The organism is Actinoplanes sandaracinus, assembly GCF_030009775.1.
In the GTDB taxonomy this organism is placed as follows: Bacteria; Actinomycetota; Actinomycetes; order Mycobacteriales; family Micromonosporaceae; genus Actinoplanes; species Actinoplanes sandaracinus.
This window is the reverse complement of record NZ_JASCTH010000026.1, coordinates 126,493-147,240: the sequence shown is the minus strand read 5'-3', so window position 1 is coordinate 147,240 and position 20,748 is coordinate 126,493. Positions and strand designations below refer to the sequence as shown.

Genomic DNA, 20,748 nt, shown 5'->3' with positions numbered 1-20,748 from the left:
AGGAAAGGTAAACCGCCGTCATGAAGCGCCTGCTATGGCTCGGTGTCGGCTTGGCCGTCGGCGCCCTCGTCGTCCGCAAGCTCAACCAGAAGGCCAATGAGTTCACCCCGACCGGGATCGCCACCTCGCTGTCGGAATCCGCTGGCGGCCTCGTGGAGTCGCTGCGAAGCTTCGTGGAAGACGTCCGCGACGGCATGGCCGAGCGGGAGCAGCAGATCCACGAGGCGTTCGCCGCCGGGGAGCTGTACGAGGACAAGTTCGCCGAGCTGCGTGACGACGCGTGGCCCGGCTCGCAGGAGGAGAACCGATGAAAACGGCGGAGATCAAGCGGCGCTATCTGGCGCATTTCGAGGCGAACGGGCACACGGTTGTCCCGAGTGCCCCGCTGCCCGCTATCGACGACCCGAACCTCCTGTTCATCAACGCCGGCATGGTGCAGTTCGTCCCCTTCTTCCTCGGTCAGCAGACCGCGCCGTACTCGCGTGCCGTCAGCGTGCAGAAGTGCATCCGCACGCCGGACATCGACGAGGTCGGCAAGACGTCCCGGCACGGCACGTTCTTCCAGATGAACGGCAACTTCTCGTTCGGTGACTACTTCAAGGCGGGCGCGATCCCGCTCGCCTGGGAGCTGATCACCAAGTCCGTCGAGCAGGGCGGTTTCGGCCTCGATCCGGAGCGGATCTGGGCGACGGTCTACCTCGACGACGACGAGGCGATCGAGATCTGGAAGCAGACCGGCATGCCGGCCGAGCGGATCGTGCGCCGGGGCAAGAAGGACAACTTCTGGTCGATGGGCATTCCCGGTCCGGCGGGCCCGTGTTCGGAGCTGTACTACGACCGCGGCCCGGCGTACGGGCCCGACGGCGGCCCCGAGGCCGACGAGGATCGCTTCCTGGAGTTCTGGAACCTGGTCTTCATGCAGCACGAGATCACCGACGTGAAGTCGAAGGAGGACTTCACGATCGTCGGTGACCTGCCGAAGCAGAACATCGACACCGGCATGGGCCTGGAGCGCATGGCGTCGATCCTGCAGGGCGTCGACAACATGTACGAGATCGACGAGATCCGCCCGGTGCTGTCCCGCGCCGCGGAGATGACCGGCAAGTCCTACGGGGCGCACTCCGGCCACGCCGCGTCCGAGAGCCACCCGGACGACGTGCGCCTGCGCGTGATCGCCGACCACGTGCGGACCGCGCTGATGCTGATCGGCGACGGCATCGTGCCGTCGAACGAGGGCCGCGGTTACGTTCTGCGCCGGATCATGCGCCGGGCGATCCGGTCGATCCGCCTGCTGGGCTGGCAGGAGCCGGCGCTGCCGATCCTGCTGCCGCTGGCGCGCGACTGCATGTCCCCGTCGTACCCGGAGCTGGCGGAGGAGTTCGGCCGCATCTCCACCTACGCCTACGCGGAGGAGGACGCGTTCCTCTCCACGCTGAAGTCGGGCACCACGATCCTGGACACGGCGATCACCGAGACCAAGTCGTCCGGGGGCCAGAAGCTCTCCGGTGACAAGGCGTTCCAGCTCCACGACACCTATGGCTTCCCGATCGACCTGACCCTGGAGATCGCTCAGGAGCAGGGTCTGCAGGTCGACCAGGACGGTTTCCGCCGGCTGATGGCGGACCAGCGGGCCCGGGCGAAGGCGGACGCGGCGGCGCGCAAGACCGGCCACGCGGACCTCTCGGCGTACCGGTCGGCGCTGGACGCGGGCGGCCCGGTCGAGTTCACCGGCTACCAGGAGATCACCCGGGAGTCCCGGGTCCGGGCGCTGATCGGTGGCTCCGGCCGCATCGAGGTGGCCGGCGAAGGTGACTTCGTCGAGCTGGTGCTGGACACCACCCCGTTCTACGCGGAGGGCGGCGGCCAGCAGGCCGACACCGGCGTGATCAACGTCGGCGGCGGCCGGCTGGAGATCGTCGACGTGCAGCAGCCGCTGCCCGGTCTGATCGTGCACAAGGCGCGGGTCGTCCGCGGCGAGGTGCGCTCGGGCGAGACGGCGCTGGCCGAGATCGACGTGACCCGCCGTAAGGCGATCTCCCGGTCGCACACCGCGACGCACCTGGTGCACCAGACGATGCGTAACTTCCTCGGCGAGTCGGCGACCCAGGCGGGTTCGCTGAACGCGCCGGGCCGGTTGCGGTTCGACTTCCACACGCCGGGCGCGGTCAGCCCGTCGGTGCTGTTCGACGTCGAGCAGCAGATCAACGAGGTGCTGCTGCGCGACCTGGAGGTCAACGCGTTCGTCACCTCGCAGGAGGAGGCGCGCAGGCTGGGCGCGATGGCGCTGTTCGGCGAGAAGTACGGCGACGAGGTCCGGGTGGTCGAGGTCGGCGACTACGCCCGTGAGCTGTGCGGTGGCACCCACGTGGCGCGGTCGGGTCAGCTCGGCCTCGTGAAGATCCTCAACGAGGCGTCGATCGGCTCCGGCGTACGCCGGGTGGAGGCTCTGGTCGGCCTGGACGCGTTCAGCTTCCTGGCCAAGGAGCACCTGTTGGTGTCCCGCCTGGCCGACATGTTCCGGGTTCCCGGCGAGCAGGTCGCCGACCGGGTCGAGCAGACCGTCACGGCGCTGCGCGACGCGGAGAAGGAGCTGGAGAAGCTGCGGGCGCAGATGGTCCTCGGCGGGGCCGCGGCGCTGGCGTCCGGCGCCAAGGACGTGCGCGGCGTGGCGTACGTGGGCACCGAGGCGCCGGAGGGTGCGGCCGGCAACGACGTACGCACCCTGGCGCAGGAGGTCCGCGGCAAGATCGACGCGGCGCGTCCGGCGGTGGTCGCGGTGACCTCCCGGGCGAACGGCAAGGCGTCGCTGATCGTGGCGATCAACGGCGCGGCGAAGAGCCGCGGCATCTCGGCGCAGGACCTGGTGAAGGCGGCGCTGTCCGGCCGGGGCGGCGGCAACGCCGACCTGGCGCAGGGTGGCGGCGTCCCGGCGGCGGAGGCCCCGCGCCTGCTGACCGCGATCGAGCAGGCGGTCGCCGACAAGGCGTGAGATCCACCTGGCTGAGATTCAGCTGAGAGTTTCGAAGGCGTCCTGGGCCGCGGCCCAGGACGCCTTCCGCGTTCGGATCACGGTGGGTGATCACACGCTGCCGGAGAGGTCGCGGATTCCTTAGCAGAACTTTAGGCCTTGTGCCGGGTGGCGGCGCTCCGGCCAGCGAGGGGGCTAAGCTCTTGGGCGCGATCGGGCAGACGATCATCGAGACGATCGATCGCTACTCTTCGCGTCATTGCGTAATCGGGGACTGGAGGCGCGTGTTGCTGCTGCGCAGGGTGATGGCGTGACTCAGCGCTTCGCTCGGGGTGTCCGCCTCGGGGTGGACGTGGGCCAGGTGCGCGTCGGGGTGGCCAGGTGCGATCCCGACGGGATTCTGGCCAGCCCGGTGGCGACCGTGCCGCGGGACCAGGAGACCGGGGACGACGGCACACCGAAGGACATGACGGAGCTGGCGCGGCTGGCGGCCGAGTTCGAGGTCGTCGAGGTCGTGGTGGGGCTTCCGGTGGCGCTCAACGGGCGTGAGGGTGTGGCGGCCGGCCACGTCCGCGCGTACGCGGACCGGCTCGCCGCGGTGATCGCTCCGGTGCCGGTCGTGCTGACCGACGAGCGCATGTCCACGGTGGTGGCCAGCCGCCGGCTCGCCGAGCGCGGCGTCCGGGGCAAGCGTCAGCGTGCGGTCGTGGACCAGGCCGCCGCCGTGGAGATCCTTCAGGGCTGGCTCAACGCGCAGCGGAGGCAGATTTAAGTTGAGCGCTGACATGGAACTCAGGTACGAGAGCAACCCGGATCCCGGGCGATGGCGACATCGCCGCAAGGAGGGCAGCGGGCGGACCGTCGTCGCGGTGGTCATGGTGCTGCTGCTGGTCGGCGTCCTCGGCGGGGGCGCCTGGTACGGCTACCAGCGTTTCTCCGGGATGTTCCTGGCCGCCGACTACGACGGTCCCGGTACCGGCGAGGTGGTCGTCGAGGTCAAGAAGGGTGACAGCGCCTCCGCCATCGCCGAGACCCTCCACAAGGCGGGCGTGGTCAAGAGCCCCGAGGCGTTCGTGAGCGCCGCGAAGAACAATACCGACAGCAAGGACATCCAGGTCGGATCGTACAAGGTCCGCAAGGAGATGAAGGCCAGCGCCGCGCTGCTGATGCTGCTGGACTTGAAGAACAAGGCCGGCAACCGGGTGACCATCCCCGAGGGCTGGACCCACATGCAGGTCTTCGAGGCGCTCTCCAAGGCCAGCGGCATCCCGGTCGCCGATTTCGACAAGGCCGCCGAGGACCCGCAGGCGCTCGGTGTGCCGGCGGTGTGGTTCAAGCGCAACGACGGCAAGAAGGTCGACAAGAAGAACATCGAGGGGTTCCTCTACCCGGCGACCTATGAGATCCCGGAGAAGGCCACCGCCGAGGACATCCTCAAGCCGATCATCAAGAACTTCAACGCCGAGATGGACAAGCTCAAGTTCGTCGAGACGGTGAACAGCAAGCTCAAGAGCCAGAACATCTCACCGTACGAGGCTCTGGTCGCGGCCTCGATCGCCCAGGTCGAGGCGCTGCTCGACGAGGACATGGGCCCGGTGGCCCGGGTGCTCTACAACCGGGCGTACAACGGCGACTTCCCGTGCGGGTGCCTGCAGTTGGACAGCACCGTCAACTACTGGCTGCGGCTGACCGGCGCGGGCGCGAAGTCCTCCGACAAGCTGCGGACCGACGAGTTGCACAACCCGGACAACCCGTACCGGTACAACGTGCCGGGGATGGCGATCGGGCCGATCAGCAATCCCGGTGAGGTGGCGCTGAAGGGCGCGATGGACCCGCCGAAGAGCAACTTCTACTTCTTCGTGACAATCGACGACAAGGGCACGACGGCGTACGGCGTGACCAACGACGATCATGAGGACAACAAGAAGATCGCCTGTAAGAACGGTATTCCGATCTGTGGGTGACCCCCTGGCGGGTGGTGCGTTCGGACGGAGTTTCTCCATCCGGCCGCACCGCGTTAGGCAGGGCGCCGGGTCGTCCGGTGACAGGAGCACCGTGGCCAGGGTGGGCGGAGGACCATCGATGTGGGTATGGTGCGCGTCAGCGCCGCTGTGTTCGACCGCCACAAGGTCGTCGACGCAGGGAACCTGGTAGAGGACCCGCGGAGTCGGACGGGTAGCGGAGGCAGCGACATGATCGACGAACTGGACGTCGCGTTCGAAGAGGACGCCGAACCGGGCGACGCCAAGGGCGGTGACCGGGCCCGCAAGGGCCGCGGACGCTCGGCGATCGCCCTGTTCCTGACGCTTCTGCTGTTCGCTGTGCTGGGCGGCGGAGTGTACTTCGGTTACACCAAGGTCGCGGGCTTCTTCGTCGCCGCCGACTACGACGGCCTCGGCACCGGCCCCGTCGAGGTGACGATCCCGAAGAGCGCCTCGATCACCGAGATCGGCAACGAGCTCGTCAAGGCCGACGTGGTGAAGAGCACCAAGGCCTTCGTCGAGGCGACCGAGGCCGAGCCGCGCAGCAAGAACATCCAGTCCGGGACATATGTGCTGCGCCGCCAGATGGCGGCGAAACACGCGGTCACCCAGCTGCTCGACCCGAACACGCGGCTGAGCAAGGGCGTGACCATCCCCGAGGGCAAGACCGCCAAGCAGACGTACGACCTGCTCGCCAAGGGCACCGGCATTCCGGCGGCCGACTTCGAGGCGGCGGCGAAGGACCCGGCGGCTCTCGGCGTGCCGGACTGGTGGTTCACCCGCGGCGACAACAAGGCGGTCGCCAAGTCCGCCGAGGGTTTCCTCTTCCCGGACACCTACGAGTTCGACCCGAAAGCGAACGCGACGCAGATCCTGAAGGCGATGGTGGACCGCTTCCTCACCGTCACCGGCGAGGTCAGCTTCGCCGACGAGGTGCAGCGCAACGTGCGGGTCTCGCCGTACGAGGCGCTGATCGTGGCGTCGCTGGCCCAGGCCGAGGCGGGCAACGCGGAAGACCTGCCCAAGGTCGCCCGGGTCGCCTACAACCGGGCGTACAAGAAGAAGATGCCGTTGCAGTTCGACGTCACGACGAACTACTGGCTGGAACTCAACGGCAAGAAGGCCAAGCACTCGGGCAAGCTCACCGAGGCCGAGATGAACGACCCGAAGAACCCGTACAACTCGGAGACGGTGGTGGGCCTGCCGGTCGGGCCGATCAACAGTCCGGGCCGGGCGGCGCTGACCGGCGCCATGAAGCCGCCGGACGCGCCGTGGCTGTTCTTCGTCGCGGTCGACAAGGAGGGCCGGTCGGCTTTCGCCGCGACCGACGCGGAGCACGAGAAGAACAAGCAGAAGGCATGCGACAACGGAATCCCGCTGTCCGACTGCTGAGGCGGGCATCGATGGTGAAGACCATTCGGGTGTCGTCCCGGTGACCGGTGGACCGAGATCTGCCCGCACCGGCATCGGGAACCGCTCGGACCCGCGCATCCTCTGAGCCGTCGGCGGCGGTGTCACCTCCCGGGAGATGGCACCGCCGCCGGTCGCTTATATGGTTGTCGCGTGATCGAACAGAGAGCCCGTAAGGCCGCGGTGTGCGGCAAGCCGATCGCGCACTCGCTCTCGCCCTTCATCCACACCGCCGGCTTCGCCGCGAGTGGCCTGCTCGACTGGACCTACACGGCGATCGAGTGCGCCGAGTCTGAGCTGCCCGATGTCATCGCCGGCCTCGGCCCGGAGTGGGCCGGCCTGTCGCTGACCATGCCGCTCAAGGAGACCGCGCTGCGGCTGGCGTCCTCCGCGTCGCCGCTCGCGATCGCGGTCGGCTGCGCCAACACCCTGGTCCACCAGAGCGACGGCACCTGGCACGCGGACAACACCGATGTCGTCGGCATGGTGCGGGTGCTGCGTGAGGCCGGGCTCGGCGCCGGCACCGGCCGGCACGCCGCCAAAGTCGACCCACCCCGGATCACCGTCCTCGGTGGTGGCGGCACCGCCCGTGCCGCCCTCGGGGCGGCCGCCCAGCTGGGCGCGCGGAAGGTGACGGTGGTCACCCGCCGGCCCGAGGCCCGCGAGCAGCTCGACCCGGTCGCGGTCGCCCTCGACATCGCTCTGGAGGGTGTCGCGTGGTCCGGCGCGCCCGGAGCGTTCGACGCCGACGCGATCATCTCCACCGTCCCGAAGGGCGCCGCCGACCACCTGGCCGAGCAGGTGTCCTGGCGTCCCGGAAGCGTGTTCTTCGACGCTCTCTACGACCCGTGGCCGACGCCGCTGGCCGCCTCCGCGGCGAAGCACGACGTGCCGGTCCTCTCCGGTCTGGACCTGCTGCTGGCCCAGGCGCTCAGCCAGTTCGAGCAGTTCACCGGGCTGCCGTCGGCCCCCGAGGAGGCCATGCGCAAGGCGCTCGACGAGGCCGTCCGCGACCGTTGATCAGCGCTCGCCGCGGGTCAGGACCACGGTGACGAGCACCGCCGCCACCGCGAACCCGAGGATCACGACACTCATCGGCACGCCCTGGCCGGGATCACCCAGCCCGGCCAGCGGCGCGGCCGCCGCCGCGATCACCGACTGCGCGCCGCCGAGCAGCGCGGCCGCCGAACCCGCGTTCGCCGGATAGCGGTCCAAAGCCAGCGTCGTCGTGTTCGGCTGGATCACGCCGATCGCGCCGACCAGCAGGAACAGTCCGGACGCCAGCACCGGCAGGCTGCCCAGCAGAGCGCCGGCCAGCGCCAGCACGCCGGCCACCGACTGCACGGCCAGGCCCAGATGGAACAGCCGGCGCAGACTCCACCGGTTGAGCAGCCAGTTGTTCGCCTGGCTGAGGATGATCAGGCCGATGGCGTTCGCTCCGAAAAGCAGGCTGTAGCCCGCCGGGGAGAGCCCGTAGCCGTCCTGCAGCGCGAACGCCGAACCCGAGATGTAGGCGAAGAGCGCGGCGAACGTGAAGGACTGCGCCAGGGCGTACCCCACGAAGACGCGGTCGGTGAAGATCGACCGCGCCGTGCCGGTCATCGCCGCCAGCCCGCCCGCGCTGCGCCGCCGGGGCGGCAGCGTCTCCGGCAGGCCGACCGCGACCAGCAGCGTCAGCAGCACGGCGATGATGCCGAGCGCGACGAAGACGCCGTGCCACGAGGTCAGCCGCAGCACCGCGCTGCCCAGGCTGGGCGCGGCGATCGGCGCCAGACCGAAGATCAGCGTCAGGCTACTGAACAGTTTCGCCGCCGCCACGCCCGAGCTGACGTCGCGGACGACCGCCCGGGCGATCACCACGCCCACGCCGCCGGCGAGACCCTGCAGGAGGCGCAGGCCGGTCAGGACCGGCGCCGAGGGCGCCAGGGCGATCAGGAACGAGATGACGGCGTACGCCGCAAGCCCGATCACCAAGGGCCGGCGCCGTCCCCACCGATCCGACAGGGGACCGAAAAAGAGCTGGCCCAGCGCCATGCCGACCAGGCACGAGGTGAGCGACAACTGCACCTCGGAGGCGGAGACCTCCAGGTCACGGGCCATCTCCGGCAGCGCTGGAAGGTACATGTCGAGCGACAGTGGCCCGATCGCGGTGACCAGCCCGAGGATGACGACCAGGAGTGCCCGGCGGGGTGGCCCGGACGCGACCGGACCGGACTGGCGCTGGACGGGGGCTGCTGAGCTCACGAGCGTGAACGTACTTCGCGTCGGTGACGTTGACGCCGCGGTGTGACCAGCGACTCCGCCCTCCGGGTGTCCGGAAGGCGGGATGCGGACGGCCTGGTGCCGCACCGTCCCGGCGCCGTGCCAGACTGTTGCGGTGTTGCGCTGGCTGACTGCAGGTGAATCGCACGGACCGGCGCTCGTCGCGCTGCTGGAGGGTGTTCCCGCCGGCGTCGAGGTGACGAGCGCGGACATCACCCGTGACCTCGTACGCCGCCGCCTGGGCTACGGCCGCGGCGCCCGGATGAAGTTCGAGCAGGACGAGCTCGAGCTCATCGGTGGCGTCCGGCACGGGGTGACCCTGGGCTCGCCGGTGGCGATCCGGGTCGGCAACAGCGAGTGGCCCAAATGGGAGACCGTCATGGCGGCCGACCCGGTGGACCCGGAGGAGTTGGCCGCGCAGGCCCGCAACGCCCCGCTGACCCGCCCCCGCCCCGGTCACGCCGACCTGGCCGGCATGCAGAAGTACGGGCACACCGACGCCCGCCCGATCCTGGAGCGCGCCAGCGCCCGGGAGACCGCGGCCCGCGTCGCCGTCGGCGTCGTCGCGAAGAAGCTGATCAAGCAGGCGCTCGGCATCGACATCGTCTCGCACGTCATCGAGCTCGGCTCGGTCGCCGCGAAACCCGGCGTGATCCCCACGCCCGACGACTTCGACCGGATCGACGAAGACCCGCTGCGCTGCCTCGACCCGGAGGCCAGCGCCCGCATGGTGGCCGAGGTCGACGCCGCCAAGCAGGACGCGGACACCCTCGGCGGCATCGTCGAGGTCCTCGCCTACAACGTCCCGCCGGGCCTCGGCTCGCACGTGCAGTGGGACCGCAAACTCGACGCCCGCCTCGCCACCGCCCTGATGTCGATCCAGTCGGTCAAGGGCGTCGAGATCGGCGACGGGTTCACCCAGGCCCGCTCGCGGGGCTCGGTCGCGCACGACGAGATCGTCCCCACTCCGGACGGCGTGAAGCGGATCACCGACCGGGCCGGCGGCCTGGAGGGCGGCATCACCAACGGGGAGCCGCTGCGGGTCCGCGCCGCGCTCAAGCCGATCTCCTCGCTGAACCGGGCGCTGCAGACCGTCGACATCGTCACCGGCGAGCCGGCCACCGCGATCAACCAGCGTTCCGACGTCTGCGCGGTCCCGGCCGGCGCGGTCGTCGCGGAGGCGATGGTCGCCCTGGTGCTGGCCGAGGCCGCGACCGAGAAGTTCGGCGGTGACTCGGTCGCCGAGATCCGCCGCAACCTCGCGTCGTACCTCGACAACCTGATCATCCACTGATGGCTCCGGTCGCGGTCTTCGTCGGCGTGATGGGCGCCGGCAAGACCACCGTCGGCGCGGCCGTCGCCGCGGCGCTGGGCGTGCCGTTCGCCGACACCGACTCGATCATCGAGGAGCGGGCCGGGAAGCCGATCCCGGAGATCTTCGTCGACGACGGCGAGCCGGCGTTCCGCGCCATGGAGCGCCAGGTGGTCGCCGAGTCCCTGGAGACGTACGACGGGGTCCTCGCCCTCGGTGGCGGCGCCATCCTCGACGAGGGCACCCGCAAGCTGCTCGCCGGGCACACGGTCGTCTTCCTGTCGGTCGAGCTGACCGACGCGATCAAGCGGGTCGGCCTGGGCGCCGGCCGGCCGTTGCTGGCGATGAACCCGCGGGCCACCCTGAAATACCTGCTCGACCAGCGGCGGCCACTCTATCTGGAGGTGGCCACCCATTCGGTCGCCACCGACGGCCGCGACGAGGCCGACGTCGCCGCCGAGGTGCTCGGCCTGCTGCGCTGATCAGGCGGCTGCCTGCGGCGCTTTCTGCAGGGCCACCAGCTCCGACACGGTGGCGAAGCGGAAGCCGCGCGCCTTCAGGCCGGCGAACATGGCGGCGAGGCCGCGCAGCGAGACGAGACGGTGCTCCTTGCCGACGTCGTGCGCCAGGATGATCGACCCCGGGCGGACGTTGTCGACGATGTCACGGATCTGACCGTCGGGGTCGCTCTGGAAGTGCAGCTCCCGCATCAGGTGCGACCACAGCACGATGTCGTAGCCGATATAGTCCGCGGCCAGCACGGTGGACCCGCCGAGATGCCCGTACGGCGGGCGTAGCAGGGTCGCCTGGCGGCCGAACACGGCCTTGATCATGTCGTGGGTGCGGGACAGCTCGTCCATCACGCCGGCCCGGTCCAGCGTGGCGAGGTCGTCGTGCGACCACGAGTGGTTGCCGATCTCGTGGCGGCCCATCCGGTCGCGAACGAGATCGGCATGCGCTTCGAGGTTGCGGCCCACCATGAAGAACGTGGCCGGCACGGCCGCCTGGTCCAGGGCGTCGAGCACCATCGGCGTCCAGTTCGGGCCGGGGCCGTCGTCGAAGGTGAACGCCACCACCGGCTCGGTGGTCTCCACGTAGTAGCGGATGGCGAGGCCGGGGGTGCGCAGTTCGTCGGGCGCGTCCGCCGCGGCGGCGTATCCGCCGCTGAGCGGTGGCCGGTCCCAGCCGAACGCCCGTGGCAGCAGACCCATGCCGGCCGCGCCCAGGGCGGCGCCGCCGGTGGTGAGCAGCGCCGCTCGCATGGCGGCACGCCGGTTCATTCCCATGGACAACGATCCCCCCGCTTCGGACAGAGAGACTATCGGGCTGGAGCAAAACCCGGTACGCCCGATCAGTCCGGTTCAGTTCATCCGGCCCTCCAGCCTCTCGATGCGCTGGACGAGCGGGGCCAGTTCGGCGCGGAGCGCGTTCAGCAGGGCCGGGGGAGTGGCGGCCGGGTCGGCGGTGGTGGCGCGCAGGTGCGCGTATCCGGCGACGGCGGCGGCGACGGTGCGCCGGGCGGCTTTGCCGTCGACGGCGCGGGACCGGAGCAGGTCGCCCGCGGCGCCGTCAGGCTCGGCGGCGAGGCCGATGAGGAGGTGCTCGCAGCCGACGTAGTTGTGGCCGAAGCCGATCGCCTCACCGACGCTGAGCTCCAGGGCCACGGCCGCCGCGGCGCTGAAACGCAGCCCGCCGGGCGCGGCCGGCGTCTCGGAGGTGGACGGGGCGGTCAGCGACTCGGGGGCGACGTCCATCGCGCTGAGGATCTGCAAACCCAGGTTGTTGCCCTCGGTGAGGAGCCCGTGCAGCAGGTCGCCGGTGGTCACCGAGGCGGCTCCGGCCTCCCGGGCGCGGGAGGCGGCGAGGTTGAGCGCGGCGATCAGGCGCGCGGTGAAGCTGGGCAGCCGCTCGGCCGGCCAGGCCGGGTCGATGTCGCTGAGAACGGCCTGCCGGATCGTGGTGATGCGGCGGACCGCCTGCTCCAGAGCGCGCTGGCAGATCGGCGAGACGGGCAGGCCGGTCTCCCGGACAGCGTCGGCGAGGTCGTCCGGGAGGTACACGTTGATTTTCGGCATGCCTCAACATAACCCCCATGGGGTCATCTCTATATAACCCTATATCCGAGGAGTGGAACGTGGCCGTGGGGTCATGGCCCCGCCGCCGCCTGCCCCTAGGGTGTACCGCGTGGTGACGCGGATTCCGGTGACGGGTGACCGTCCATATGACGTGGTCGTGGGTCGAGGGCTGGCGGCCGAACTGCCGGCGATGATCGAGGGGGCGGCGCGGGTGGCCGTGCTGTACCCGCCGACGCTGCGGGAACGCGCGGAGGCGATCGCGAAGGCGGCCGGGGTCGGCACCGTCGTGCCGATCGAGGTGCCCGACGCGGAGCGGGGCAAGTCGATCGAGGTCGCGGCCCGGTGCTGGGACGAGCTCGGGGCCGCGGGCTTCACCCGTACGGACGTGGTCGTGGGCGTCGGCGGGGGAGCGACAACCGACCTCGCCGGCTACGTGGCGGCGGCCTGGTTGCGCGGGGTCCGGTGGGTGCCGGTGTCGACGTCGGTGGCCGGCATGGTCGACGCCGCCGTGGGTGGCAAGACCGCGGTCAACATCGCCGCCGGCAAGAACCTGGTCGGCGCCTTCCACCCGCCCGCCGGTGTGCTCTGCGACCTGGACGCGCTCGACACGCTGCCCGCCGAGGACCTCGCGGCCGGGCTGGCCGAGGTGGTCAAGGGCGGGTTCATCGCCGACCCGCGGATCCTGGAGCTGATCGAGGCCGATCCGGCGCGGGCCCTGGACCCGCGCGGTGACGTGCTGCGTGAGCTGGTCGAGCGCAAGATCCGGGTGAAGGCGCACGTGGTCGGCGTCGACCTCAAGGAGTCCGGGCTGCGGGAGATCCTCAACTACGGGCACACGCTGGCTCACGCGATCGAGCGACGCGAGAAGTACACCTGGAAGCACGGGCACGCCGTCGCGGTGGGCATGATCTTCGCCGCCGAGCTCGGCCGGCTCACCGGGCGGCTGGACGCCGCGACCGCCGCGCGCCACCGGACCGTCCTGGAGTCTCTGGGGCTGCCCACGGCGTACGACGAACAGGCCTGGACCGACCTGCTGCCGGCCATGCGCGTCGACAAGAAGGCGCGGGCCGCGACGTTGCGGTTCGTGGTCCTGGACGGCCTGGCGAAGCCGGGCATCCTGGCCGGGCCGGACGACGGCCTGCTGCGTGAGGCGTACGCGGCGGTGGCCCGATGATCTACGTGCTGAACGGGCCGAACCTGGGCCGGCTGGGCTTGCGTGAGCCGGCGGTGTACGGCTCGGCGACGTACCAGGACCTGGTCGAGGTGTGCCAGACCGTGGCCGAGGACCTGGGCCTGACCGTCGAGGTCCGTCAGACGAACGCCGAGCACGAGATGCTGGAGTGGCTCTACCAGGCCGCCGACGAGGGCGCTGACGTGGTGCTGAACCCCGGCGCCTGGACGCACTACAACTACGCCGTCCGGGACGCCTGCGCGATGCTCCGCGGCAAGCTCGTCGAGGTGCACATCTCCAACGTCCACAAACGTGAGGAGTTCCGGCACCATTCGGTGATCTCCCCGGTCGCCACCGGGGTGATCGCGGGTCTCGGATTCGACGGATATCGCCTGGCACTGGAGCACATCGCACGGTAGGCCCGATTCGCTCCGGGTGCCTCCGCGTCGGTAGAGTGGTTCGGTCACCGATACGTATCAAGATCAAGGCAGGACATGGCTTCCACCAACGACCTGAAGAACGGCCTGGTGCTCAACCTCGACGGCGAGCTGTGGGCCGTCGTGGAGTTCCAGCACGTCAAGCCGGGCAAGGGTCCGGCCTTCGTGCGGACCACGCTGAAGCACGTGCTCTCCGGCAAGGTGGTGGACAAGACCTTCAACGCCGGCACCAAGGTCGAGACCGCGACCGTGGACAAGCGCACGATGCAGTACCTGTACCAGGACGGAGACGACTACGTCTTCATGGACCTGGACACCTTCGACCAGATCCACGTTCCCGGCGGCACCGTCGGAGAGAACGCCAACTACCTGCTGGGCGAGGCTGAGGCGACCGTCGCGCTGCACGAGGGTGTGCCGCTCTACATCGAGCTGCCGACCAGCGTGTTCCTCGAGGTCACCTACACCGAGCCGGGCCTGCAGGGTGACCGCTCCACCGGTGGCACCAAGCCGGCCACGGTCGAGACCGGCGCGACCGTCAACGTCCCGCTCTTCATCACCACCGGTGAGAAGATCAAGGTCGACACCCGCGACGGCCGCTACCTCGGCCGCAGCTGATGGCGGAAGGTCCCAAGAAGGAACGGCTCGCGCGTCGCAAGGCCCGCAAGCGAGCGCTGGACGTCCTTTTCGAGGCCGACCTGCGTGACCTGTCGCCCAACCAGGTGCTGCTCACCTACCTGGAGCGGATCGCCAGGCCGCACCCCGAGCACCTGGAGTACTCGAAGACGCTCATCGAGGGCGTCGCGCAGCACCTCGACCGCATCGACGAGCTGATCGCGAGCTACGCCGAGGGCTGGACGATCGACCGGATGCCCGCTGTCGACCGCAACCTGGCCCGGATCGCCGTTTACGAGCTGATCTACGTGCCCGAGGTGGACGACCCGGTGGCGATCACCGAGGCGGTCGAGTTGGCGAAGGAGATGTCGACGGACGACAGCCCGCGTTTCCTGAACGGGCTTCTGGACCGGATCGCGGCATTCGCCACTCGTTGAGATGATGCTTAGCGGCCCGGACTCCGTCCAGTCCGCTAAGCATCCCCCACCCCCATGCGCCCGCAATCTTGCGGAGTTCGGGTGCGCCGCGCACGGGGAAGTCACCGACATCAGCGCTGCTGACAGCGCCGCATGGTGACCTTGCGGAATTTCGTCGCGCCGTGGTCGGTCAAATCCACAAGATTGGTCTGCCGGCCTGAAGACGGCTTCCGTGGCTGAGGGCGGGCTGCCTCGAGAGCGGCTCTGATCTGCGCCGCGACAATCTGAGGCCGCGCCCGCACGAGCCACGACGGGAACCGCAGGATCCGGTCGCCCGCGATCCACAGCTGGTTCTGGCGGAGCATGTCCGCACTCCAGTGGTCGACCTCCATGTGGTGTGCTCCGTCTATCTCCACCTGCAGCCCGTGGTCCGGCCAGTAGGCGTCGAGGTATCGATTGCGCCCGTCGACGTCTTGCCGCTGCCGCTGCAACTCAGGCAGCGGAAGCAGGTAAGTGCGACAGAGCTTCATCAAACTCGCCTCACCGAGCGTCATCGCGCTCACATCAAGATCGTCGAAGGTCTCCGTGAGCAGGCGATGACGACGGATCCGGGGGAACAGGGCGAGAGCCTCGCGCAACGCCGTGACGGTCACTCGCCGCTGCTGGCAGGCCCTCATGATCAGCACGCGGGCTCCGTTGTCGGTGCGGGCCCATGCCGCGGCGTCGATGACGGACCGTGGCATCGAGGTCCGTGTGGTCCGCCGGTCTGCTGATGGCCTGCCGGGAGGACGGTGGTCCGGTGAACGCTGACACCGGCCATGCCCGCCGGGAGGTCCGCGGCACGGATACTCCGAGAGCGCTGTCCCGGGATGAGCACGTGGATCGACTCGGGCTTGAAGCCGGTCACCCCGCCGATGGCCATCGCGGTGGCTCCAGCGAGATGCGCCCCATCACCCATGGTGAGGACGGCGGCCCACAGTTGCTGGTCGGGGTCGAGCCGTCCGTTGTGCGTCAGCAGAACGCCCCGGCACAGCCGGCGCCAGCGGCCCTGATCGAGGTGGCCGTCCACCTTGCGGCGGCCGAGGAGACCGACGGCTTGGCGCGTGGTCAGCACGCCTGCCTGTTCGAGAATCAACCATTCGTAGTCACCTGCGTCCTGGCCCGGAGGGTTCAGCGGCATCTCTCGACCCTGCCCGATTGCCGCGTCTGCTGCTGATCTTGGGCGCTTGCCTGTGGAAAACCTTCGATCTTGTGGATTTCTACGGGCACGGAGCACCCAAAGTTCACAAGATCGAGCGGTGGCAGCAGTGGTGGCAGCGGCGGCGGGGTGGGGTGGGGTGGGAAATGCGAAAGCCCGCGTCGGGGGGACGCGGGCTTTACGGGGGGCGCTACGGGGTGTTGCTGATTTTGTGCAGCTGGCTCAGCGGGTGAGCCGGCTTTCCGCTTGTGAATTCCTCAGCTGGCGAAGAATGCGCGCGGGTCGGCGACCAGGACGCCCTGCTCGGTCAGGCGCTCGATGAGGCCGGACGGCGAGATGTCGTAGACGATCGCGAGCGCGCGCAGGTCGTCGGCGCGGATGGAGAGGACGCGGCCGTTGTAGTCGCCGCGCTGCTGCTGGATCGCACGGGCGTACCGCGCCACATAGGCGAGGTCCTCGCCGGTGGTGTCGTACAGCTTCTCGAGGTCCAGAACGATCTTGTTAGTGGCCTCGAGTCGGATGCCACTGCCGTCGGGCAGCAGCTCGGAGACGGGCACACGGTAGAAATCGGCCAGTTCGGCAAGGCGCGAGACGGTTACCGCGCGGTCGCCCCGCTCGTATGAGCCGACCACGACCGCTTTCCAGCGGCCGTTGGACTTCTCTTCGACGCCCTGCAGGGACAGGCCCTGCTGCTGGCGGATGGAGCGCAGGCGAGCGCCCAGCGACTTCGCGTACTCAGACGGCATATGGACACTCCCGGTACTGTGCTGGCCCGGAGGGTTCTTTCCTCACGGTTCGCTACGCTGCGTGACGGTACGGAGTTTGCGACCGCCGGTCAAGTGTTGGTTACCGATGAGTCGCGCGGGCCGCACCAAAGTAACCGGCTGTATCCCTAGACGGTGGGATTTGTCCGGTGTGCTCCAGTCAGGCACGTCACCATGGTCAACGATCCGGCCACTGGTAACGTAGCGTCAGCCATCGGGTCTTTGTTCTTCCGGCCCGACCGACATCCTTTAACGACCCGTCCCGTGAGGCGGGGAAGGAGGTCCGCCGTGGCACAACCACGCGCAGACGCACCTAGCAAGATCATTCTGGCGGAGTCCGACCTGCACCGGGTCGTCGACCGGATCGCCCACCAGATTCTGGAGAAGACCTCCGGCGCCACCGGGACGGTTCTGCTCGGCATCCCGACCCGCGGAGTCCCGCTCGCGCACCGCCTCGCCGCCCGGATTCACGCCTTCGAAGGCGTCGACGTGCCGGTGGGCTCTCTCGACATCACGCTCTACCGCGACGACCTGCGGCTGAAAGCCACCCGCGCGCTGGGCAAGACCGAGCTGCCGCCCGGCGGCATCGACGGCCTGCGCGTCATCCTCGTCGACGACGTCCTCTTCTCCGGCCGGTCGGCGCGCGCCGCCCTGGACGCCCTCAACGACATCGGCCGGCCCAGCTCGGTGCAGCTCGCGGTCCTGGTCGATCGCGGTCACCGGCAGTTGCCGATCCGCGCCGACTACGTGGGCAAGAACATCCCGACGGCGCTCAGCGAGAGCGTCAAGGTGACTCTCACCGAGACCGACGGCGCCGACGAGGTCAAGCTGATCGGAGGCCTCACGTGATCAAGCACCTGCGCTCGGCCGCCGACCTGGACGCCGAGACCGCCACGCTCATCCTGGACACCGCCGCCGAGATGGCCGCCCTCTCCGGTCGTGAGGTCAAGAAACTGCCCGCGCTGCGCGGCCGCACCGTGGTCAACCTCTTCTACGAGGACTCGACCCGCACCCGGATCTCCTTCGAGGCGGCCGCCAAGCGGCTCTCCGCCGACGTCATCAACTTCTCCGCCAAGGGTTCCAGCGTGTCCAAGGGGGAGAGCCTCAAGGACACCGCGCTGACCCTGCAGGCGATGGGCGCCGACGCGGTGGTCATCCGGCACTCGGCCAGCGGCGCGCCGCACCGCCTGGCGAACTGGGTGGACGGGTCGGTCGTGAACGCCGGCGACGGCACCCACGAGCACCCCACGCAGGCGCTGCTCGACGCCTACACGATGCGCTCCCGCCTGGGCCGCCTCGACGGGCTGAAGGTCGCGATCGTGGGTGACGTGCTGCACAGCCGGGTCGCCCGGTCCAACGTCCTGCTGCTGACCACCCTGGGCGCGCAGGTCACCGTGGTCGGCCCGCCGACCCTGATCCCGCTCGACGTCGCCGCGGCGCTCTCCGAGAAGACCCAGGTCTCCTTCGACCTGGACGCGGTGCTGCCGGACAGCGACGTGGTGATGATGCTGCGCGTGCAGACCGAGCGGATGCAGGACTCCTACTTCCCGTCGGCGCGGGAGTACAGCCGCCGCTACGGGCTCGATGTGCCTCGTCTCCACAAGATGCCGGAGCACGCGATCGTCATGCACCCCGGCCCGATGAACCGCGGGATGGAGATCGCGCCCGAGGTGGCCGACTCGCCCCGCTCCACGATCGTCGAACAGGTCGCCAACGGCGTCAGCGTCCGGATGGCCGTCCTCTACCTGCTTTTGGGAGGCAAGTGATGGCGTACCTGCTCAAGGGCGTCTCGATCCTCGGCGCCGCGCCGACCGATCTGCACATCTCGGACGGCGTGATCTCCGCCGAGCCGGCCGGCCAGGACGCCGAGGTCATCGACGCGTCCGGCCTGGTCGCCCTGCCCGGCCTGGTGGACGTGCACACCCACCTGCGCGAGCCCGGCCGGGAAGACGCCGAGACCGTCGAGACCGGTTCCCGTGCCGCCGCCCTCGGTGGCTACACCGCGGTCTGCGCGATGGCGAACACCTCGCCGGTCGCCGACACCGCCGGCGTGGTCGAGCAAGTCTGGCGGCTGGGCCGCGAGGCCGGCCTGGTCGACGTGCAGCCGATCGGCGCCGTCACGGTCGGCCTGGCCGGCAAGCAGATGGCCGAGTTGGGCGCGATGGCCTCCTCCGCGGCAGGGGTGCGAATCTTCTCCGACGACGGTTTCTGCGTCGCCGACCCCAAGCTGATGCGCCGCGCTCTGGAGTACGTGAAGGCGTTCGACGGCGTCATCGCCCAGCACGCCGAGGAGCCGCGCCTGACCGAGGGCGCCCAGATGCACGAGGGCGAGGTCAGCACGCGGCTCGGCCTCACCGGCTGGCCGGCGGTCGCCGAGGAGGCGATCATCGCCCGCGACGTGCTCCTGGCCGAGCACGTCGGCAGCCGCCTGCACGTCTGCCACGTCTCCACCGCCGGGTCGGTCGAGGTGCTGCGCCAGGCCAAGGCACGCGGCGTCCGCGTGACGGCCGAGGTCACCCCGCATCACCTGCTGCTCACCGACGAGCTCGCGTCCGGCTACGACCCGGTCTTCAAGGTCAACCCCCCGTTGCGTACACGTAAGGACGTCGAAGCCCTGCGCCAGGCTCTGCTGGACGGAGTGATCGACGTGGTGGCCACCGACCACGCGCCGCACGCCGTGCAGGACAAGGAGTGCGAGTGGTCGTACGCGCGGCCCGGCATGCTCGGCCTGGAGACCGCGCTGCCGATCGTGCTGAGCGTCTTCGGCCCGAAGTGGGAGCTGATCGCCGACCGCATGTCGATCGCGCCGGCCCGCATCGCCGGGCTGGACTCCCACGGCGGCGACCTGACGCGGGCCGGCACGCCGGCCAACCTCACGCTGGTGGACCCGGCCGCCCGCTGGGTCGTCGACCCGGCGGAGCTGGCCAGCCGCAGCCGCAACACGCCGTACGCGGGTCACACCCTGCCCGGTCGCATCGTGGCGACCTTCCTCAGGGGCGAAGCGACGGTTCTGGACGGGAAGGCAGTCAAGTGACCTCGAAAGCGATCCTCGTCCTGGAGGACGGGCGCACGTTCCACGGCTCCGCCTACGGCGCGGTGGGCGAGACGTTCGGCGAGGCGGTGTTCACCACCGGCATGACCGGCTACCAGGAGACGCTGACCGACCCGTCGTTCCACCGGCAGGTCGTGGTGCAGACGGCGCCGCAGATCGGCAACACCGGCGTCAACGGCGAGGACGACGAGTCCGACCGCATCTGGGTCGCCGGCTACGTGGTTCGCGACCCGGCCCGCCGCCCGTCCAACTGGCGCTCCACCGGCGACCTGGGCGACCGTTTGGCCGCCGAGGGCGTCGTGGGGATCAGCGGTGTCGACACCCGCGCCCTCACCCGGCACCTGCGGGAGCGCGGCGCCATGCGGGCCGGCATCTCCTCGCTCGACCTCGACCCGAAAGAGCTGCAGCAGCGGGTCCTGGCCCAGCCGCAGATGCTCGGCGCGGACCTCTCCGCACAGGTCACCACCGGCGACCGCTACACGGTGAAGGCCGAGGGCGAGCACCGTTACACGGTCGCCGCCCTCGACCTGGGCATCAAGCGCAACGTGTCCCGCCGGCTCGCCGCGCGGGGCGTCACCACGCACATCTTCCCGGCGTCTTCCTCGATCGAGGACCTGCTCGCGGTCAGCCCCGACGCGGTCTTCTTCTCGCCCGGCCCCGGTGACCCGGCGACCGCCGACGGACCGGTCGCCCTCGCGCGGGAGGTCATGCGCCGCCGGGTGCCGCTGTTCGGCATCTGCTTCGGCAGCCAGATCCTCGGCCGGGCGCTCGGCTTCGGCACCTACAAGCTGGGGTACGGCCACCGAGGCATCAACCAGCCGGTGTTCGACAAGACCACCGGCAAGGTCGAGGTGACCAGCCACAACCACGGTTTCGCGGTGGACGCCCCGATCGGCGAGCGGATCGACACCGAGTTCGGTGGTGTCGAGGTCTCGCACGTCTGCCTGAACGACAACGTGGTGGAGGGCCTGCGGGGCCTCGAGGTCCCGGCCTTCACCGTCCAGTACCACCCCGAGGCCGCCGCCGGCCCGCACGACGCGGATTACCTGTTCGACCGCTTCGTTGACCTTGTGGAAAAGAAGGGCTGAC

At 69.8% G+C, this 20,748-nt stretch carries 22 protein-coding genes; 17 read left to right on the top strand and 5 right to left on the bottom strand.

The genetic code is table 11. The features are described from left to right. Positions 1-20 precede the first annotated feature (20 nt). From QLQ12_RS33865 to QLQ12_RS33840, 6 genes are all read left to right on the top strand, one after another. Entirely contained in the window at positions 21-311 is a 291-nt protein-coding gene (locus QLQ12_RS33865; RefSeq protein WP_282764800.1) for a hypothetical protein, read from the top strand. Further along, positions 308-2,989: an alanine--tRNA ligase gene (gene alaS / locus QLQ12_RS33860; RefSeq protein WP_282764799.1), complete on the top strand. Its 2,682-nt coding sequence runs from the start codon at positions 308-310 to the stop codon at positions 2,987-2,989. The genes QLQ12_RS33865 and alaS overlap by 4 nt, the downstream gene beginning before the upstream one ends. Before the next feature lie 289 nt (positions 2,990-3,278). Then, on the top strand, positions 3,279-3,740 hold the full coding sequence (ruvX, locus tag QLQ12_RS33855) for a Holliday junction resolvase RuvX (protein WP_282764798.1): 462 nt from the start codon (positions 3,279-3,281) through the stop codon (positions 3,738-3,740). A gap of 13 nt (positions 3,741-3,753) precedes the next feature. Continuing rightward, the gene (gene mltG / locus QLQ12_RS33850) at positions 3,754-4,932 is read left to right on the top strand and encodes an endolytic transglycosylase MltG (protein ID WP_282764797.1); all 1,179 of its coding nucleotides are present in this window, start codon (positions 3,754-3,756) and stop codon (positions 4,930-4,932) included. A 228-nt stretch (positions 4,933-5,160) separates the two neighbouring features. After that, positions 5,161-6,342 (top strand): endolytic transglycosylase MltG, encoded by a 1,182-nt coding sequence (gene mltG, locus QLQ12_RS33845; protein ID WP_282764796.1) that lies wholly within the window; start codon positions 5,161-5,163, stop codon positions 6,340-6,342. A 174-nt stretch (positions 6,343-6,516) separates the two neighbouring features. Continuing rightward, complete coding sequence (locus QLQ12_RS33840) at positions 6,517-7,380, top strand: shikimate dehydrogenase (RefSeq protein ID WP_407651660.1); 864 nt, start codon at positions 6,517-6,519, stop codon at positions 7,378-7,380. On the opposite strand, the gene QLQ12_RS33835 is transcribed toward QLQ12_RS33840, so the two are convergent. Next, a complete protein-coding gene (locus QLQ12_RS33835) occupies positions 7,381-8,604 on the bottom strand; it encodes a multidrug effflux MFS transporter (RefSeq protein WP_282764794.1) in 1,224 nt (407 codons plus the stop codon). Positions 8,605-8,737: 133 nt separating this feature from the next. On the opposite strand from QLQ12_RS33835, the gene aroC reads away from it, so the two are divergent. Beyond that, a complete protein-coding gene (aroC, locus tag QLQ12_RS33830; protein WP_282764793.1) occupies positions 8,738-9,916 on the top strand; it encodes a chorismate synthase in 1,179 nt (392 codons plus the stop codon). Further along, the gene (locus tag QLQ12_RS33825; protein ID WP_282764792.1) at positions 9,916-10,416 is read left to right on the top strand and encodes a shikimate kinase; all 501 of its coding nucleotides are present in this window, start codon (positions 9,916-9,918) and stop codon (positions 10,414-10,416) included. Before aroC ends, QLQ12_RS33825 begins: the two co-directional genes overlap by 1 nt. Here QLQ12_RS33825 and QLQ12_RS33820 read toward each other — a convergent pair whose 3' ends face one another. Further along, positions 10,417-11,220, bottom strand: coding sequence for a polysaccharide deacetylase family protein (locus QLQ12_RS33820; protein ID WP_282764791.1), 804 nt, complete (start codon positions 11,218-11,220; stop codon positions 10,417-10,419). It lies immediately after the preceding gene. A 75-nt stretch (positions 11,221-11,295) separates the two neighbouring features. Then, positions 11,296-12,009, bottom strand: a complete 714-nt coding sequence (locus QLQ12_RS33815) for a Clp protease N-terminal domain-containing protein (RefSeq protein WP_282764789.1) — start codon at positions 12,007-12,009, stop codon at positions 11,296-11,298. A gap of 73 nt (positions 12,010-12,082) precedes the next feature. On the opposite strand from QLQ12_RS33815, the gene aroB reads away from it, so the two are divergent. The 4 genes from aroB (at position 12,083) to nusB (ending at position 14,666) form a co-directional block, all read left to right on the top strand. Next, positions 12,083-13,183, top strand: a complete 1,101-nt coding sequence (gene aroB / locus QLQ12_RS33810; RefSeq protein ID WP_282764837.1) for a 3-dehydroquinate synthase — start codon at positions 12,083-12,085, stop codon at positions 13,181-13,183. Further along, positions 13,180-13,599, top strand: a complete 420-nt coding sequence (gene aroQ / locus QLQ12_RS33805) for a type II 3-dehydroquinate dehydratase (RefSeq protein ID WP_282764788.1) — start codon at positions 13,180-13,182, stop codon at positions 13,597-13,599. Before aroB ends, aroQ begins: the two co-directional genes overlap by 4 nt. Before the next feature lie 75 nt (positions 13,600-13,674). Continuing rightward, positions 13,675-14,232: an elongation factor P gene (gene efp, locus QLQ12_RS33800; RefSeq protein WP_282764787.1), complete on the top strand. Its 558-nt coding sequence runs from the start codon at positions 13,675-13,677 to the stop codon at positions 14,230-14,232. After that, positions 14,232-14,666 (top strand): transcription antitermination factor NusB, encoded by a 435-nt coding sequence (gene nusB, locus QLQ12_RS33795; protein ID WP_282764786.1) that lies wholly within the window; start codon positions 14,232-14,234, stop codon positions 14,664-14,666. The genes efp and nusB overlap by 1 nt, the downstream gene beginning before the upstream one ends. A gap of 110 nt (positions 14,667-14,776) precedes the next feature. Here the strand turns inward: nusB and QLQ12_RS33790 are convergent, their stop codons facing one another. Further along, positions 14,777-15,322, bottom strand: a complete 546-nt coding sequence (locus QLQ12_RS33790; protein WP_282764835.1) for an endonuclease domain-containing protein — start codon at positions 15,320-15,322, stop codon at positions 14,777-14,779. Between the two features lie 122 nt (positions 15,323-15,444). Here QLQ12_RS33790 and QLQ12_RS33785 point away from each other — a divergent pair, with 122 nt between their 5' ends. Further along, a complete protein-coding gene (locus QLQ12_RS33785) occupies positions 15,445-15,861 on the top strand; it encodes a hypothetical protein (protein WP_282764785.1) in 417 nt (138 codons plus the stop codon). 239 nt (positions 15,862-16,100) lie between these two features. Here the strand turns inward: QLQ12_RS33785 and bldD are convergent, their stop codons facing one another. Beyond that, complete coding sequence (gene bldD / locus QLQ12_RS33780; RefSeq protein ID WP_014446326.1) at positions 16,101-16,589, bottom strand: transcriptional regulator BldD; 489 nt, start codon at positions 16,587-16,589, stop codon at positions 16,101-16,103. Between the two features lie 306 nt (positions 16,590-16,895). On the opposite strand from bldD, the gene pyrR reads away from it, so the two are divergent. Genes pyrR through carA form a run of 4 tightly spaced genes read left to right on the top strand, consistent with a single transcriptional unit; the run spans position 16,896 to position 20,747 of the window. Beyond that, a complete protein-coding gene (pyrR, locus tag QLQ12_RS33775) occupies positions 16,896-17,456 on the top strand; it encodes a bifunctional pyr operon transcriptional regulator/uracil phosphoribosyltransferase PyrR (protein ID WP_282764784.1) in 561 nt (186 codons plus the stop codon). Beyond that, positions 17,453-18,373: an aspartate carbamoyltransferase catalytic subunit gene (locus QLQ12_RS33770; RefSeq protein ID WP_282764783.1), complete on the top strand. Its 921-nt coding sequence runs from the start codon at positions 17,453-17,455 to the stop codon at positions 18,371-18,373. Before pyrR ends, QLQ12_RS33770 begins: the two co-directional genes overlap by 4 nt. Beyond that, positions 18,370-19,641, top strand: coding sequence for a dihydroorotase (locus QLQ12_RS33765; RefSeq protein ID WP_282764782.1), 1,272 nt, complete (start codon positions 18,370-18,372; stop codon positions 19,639-19,641). Before QLQ12_RS33770 ends, QLQ12_RS33765 begins: the two co-directional genes overlap by 4 nt. Beyond that, positions 19,638-20,747: a glutamine-hydrolyzing carbamoyl-phosphate synthase small subunit gene (carA, locus tag QLQ12_RS33760; RefSeq protein WP_282764781.1), complete on the top strand. Its 1,110-nt coding sequence runs from the start codon at positions 19,638-19,640 to the stop codon at positions 20,745-20,747. The genes QLQ12_RS33765 and carA overlap by 4 nt, the downstream gene beginning before the upstream one ends. Position 20,748 lies beyond the last annotated feature (1 nt).

Bases quoted from the DNA above. Each gene is read 5' to 3' on its own strand.
- QLQ12_RS33790 (WP_282764835.1), bottom strand. From the start codon at position 15,322: ATGAGGGCCTGCCAGCAGCGGCGAGTGACCGTCACGGCGTTGCGCGAG.
- alaS (WP_282764799.1), top strand. From the start codon at position 308: ATGAAAACGGCGGAGATCAAGCGGCGCTATCTGGCGCATTTCGAGGCG.
- QLQ12_RS33825 (WP_282764792.1), top strand. From the start codon at position 9,916: ATGGCTCCGGTCGCGGTCTTCGTCGGCGTGATGGGCGCCGGCAAGACC.
- mltG (WP_282764797.1), top strand. From the start codon at position 3,754: ATGGAACTCAGGTACGAGAGCAACCCGGATCCCGGGCGATGGCGACAT.
- efp (WP_282764787.1), top strand. From the start codon at position 13,675: ATGGCTTCCACCAACGACCTGAAGAACGGCCTGGTGCTCAACCTCGAC.
- mltG (WP_282764796.1), top strand. From the start codon at position 5,161: ATGATCGACGAACTGGACGTCGCGTTCGAAGAGGACGCCGAACCGGGC.
- QLQ12_RS33815 (WP_282764789.1), bottom strand. From the start codon at position 12,009: ATGCCGAAAATCAACGTGTACCTCCCGGACGACCTCGCCGACGCTGTC.
- nusB (WP_282764786.1), top strand. From the start codon at position 14,232: ATGGCGGAAGGTCCCAAGAAGGAACGGCTCGCGCGTCGCAAGGCCCGC.
- QLQ12_RS33820 (WP_282764791.1), bottom strand. From the start codon at position 11,220: ATGGGAATGAACCGGCGTGCCGCCATGCGAGCGGCGCTGCTCACCACC.
- aroQ (WP_282764788.1), top strand. From the start codon at position 13,180: ATGATCTACGTGCTGAACGGGCCGAACCTGGGCCGGCTGGGCTTGCGT.
- bldD (WP_014446326.1), bottom strand. From the start codon at position 16,589: ATGCCGTCTGAGTACGCGAAGTCGCTGGGCGCTCGCCTGCGCTCCATC.
- QLQ12_RS33865 (WP_282764800.1), top strand. From the start codon at position 21: ATGAAGCGCCTGCTATGGCTCGGTGTCGGCTTGGCCGTCGGCGCCCTC.
- aroB (WP_282764837.1), top strand. From the start codon at position 12,083: ATGGCCCCGCCGCCGCCTGCCCCTAGGGTGTACCGCGTGGTGACGCGG.